This window comes from Actinoplanes sp. NBRC 103695, from assembly GCF_030269485.1.
GTDB lineage: Bacteria > Actinomycetota > Actinomycetes > Mycobacteriales > Micromonosporaceae > Actinoplanes.
This window is the reverse complement of record NZ_BSTL01000089.1, coordinates 1-1884: the sequence shown is the minus strand read 5'-3', so window position 1 is coordinate 1884 and position 1884 is coordinate 1. Positions and strand designations below refer to the sequence as shown.

The window sequence follows — 1884 nt, the reverse complement described above, 5'->3', positions numbered from 1 at the left end:
ACCGGCGTTGAGGTCGCCGTCGCCGTCACCGCTCAGCGCAGGAGCGGCAGGCGGCTGATGGCCGGCAGACACCGAGGACTGGAAGTACGGGTCGAAACCGGTGTAGTCGGAGCCGGTACCGGTCAGCAACTGAGGGTCGACAGACAACGAAGACTGGAAGTACGGGTCGAAACCGGCGTTGAGGTCGCCGTCGCCGTCACCGCTCAGCGCAGGAGCGGCAGGCGGCTGATGGCCGGCAGACACCGAGGACTGGAAGTACGGGTCGAAACCGGTGTAGTCGGAGCCGGTACCGGTCAGCGGCTGAGGGGCGGCGTACCCCGAAGACGAGGGGTACGGATCACCGGAGACACCCGGCCAGTCAGGCAACGGCGCAGGAGTCGAGTAATCGGGCTCGTAATTCTCGTAATTCTCGTAATCCTCGTTTTCCAACGCTATCTGCTGTTGTTCCTCCTGCGAATTCGGCCGCTTTGACGGCGCTGCCTCGCCCTCGCTGGCCGGCCACTGTTCCCATGTCTGAGAGTCGATATACCACACAACACGATGACGATCACGACGCCGGTGCACACCCTTGGACGCGTCCCACGTCCACACCTGTTTGTCACCGTGCTTACTGCGAGTAATTACGTCAGTCCCCGGACCACCCGTCCCGGGCTGGTTAGGGTTAGCCTCATACCTCCGCTTTCTCGACTCTCTTGCCGCTCTGTCCCGTTCTTTCCGGGAGGCCGCTGGTAGCCTCTGCAACCACTGTTGGTGCGAGGTTCGCTTATTCTTTTTTTCCTCCTCCGTGGGGTTCTTTCTTTTTCTTTCCCTCTCCTGCTGCATTTCCTCCTGTCTCCTCTGCTCCTCTCTCTCCCATCGCGGGAGATCGGGATGGAGTGCATTCGTATTCTTGAGCCTGTTGTATTCGTTTCTGATTGCATCGGCGTTCCGGCCCGACAGCAACACGCCGTGGTAGGCCAGCTCGTACACCTCCTCCGGAGAGGCTGGATAACGGCGAAGAGTTTGCAACCTTTCTCCAACATTGACGCCGTCTACTGCATAAAACCTCGGAATTCTTGTGCCTTGTAGCTCGGCGAAGGCGCTACGGAAGTAACGGGCGTAGTCCTTATTGAGGAAAGCGACGGGTTCGATTTCCGGGACGCCCACGGTTTGCAGTAGGTCAGCCTCGGACTCAAGCGTCTCAGGGGGAGCTGGTGGAATTGGAACGTTGTATTTTTGGTGGCGTTCCAAAGCCACCTGGCTTTTCCGCTCTTTTGCTCGTGTTCCTGTGTAGTCGAATCCTGAATGTTCAAGTCCATTATCCTTGTTTTCCCGGATCATACCATCGAGAGTGTCTTTTTGCTTGTGACCCGCGGGCAGCGGCTTACGAAACAGGGCTAACACCCGCAACTCCGCCTCACCGGCCTGAGTTCCGTCAGCGAGCTTTCGCCACCGATTCGCGGCCCGTGAATTTCTCCCGAATTCCGTGCTTTGTTGCTTCAGGAATTCTTCTTCGAAGTTTGCTGCCCGATCTTCGTCGGTCGGGCGCGGGCCACGGTGCGGGCCGGTGGGGTAGGTGTGTGTGGGTGGGTCGGTCAGGGCGTCGAGGGTGTGGCCGTCGGAAGGGGTGCGGGTTTGGTTGTCGTCTGGTCCGAACACGGCCTGCTGGTGGTGGATGTCCCATTGGGCGAGGTCGCCGTCGGTGTTGACGGGGTAGCGGCTTGGTCCGGTCAGGGTGTCAGGTAGTTCTGCGGGGGTGTCGAGGGTGAATGGTGTGACTGCTGCGGGGCCGGGGATGGCGGGGTCGTAGATGTGGAGGTTTCCGTGGGTGTCGCGTTCGATCACGACCATGTGCGCGTCCTCGCCGGGCTGGCGTCCCCACGCGAGGGTTGCCGCGCCGGGGCG

1 protein-coding gene is annotated in these 1884 nt (G+C 60.6%); it reads right to left on the bottom strand.

What is annotated here, in order from left to right; all coding sequences use genetic code 11:
* Positions 1-1830 (bottom strand): hypothetical protein (locus QSK31_RS48320; protein WP_285691963.1); only part of this gene is annotated, 1830 nt, incomplete at its 3' end.
* Positions 1831-1884 lie beyond the last annotated feature (54 nt).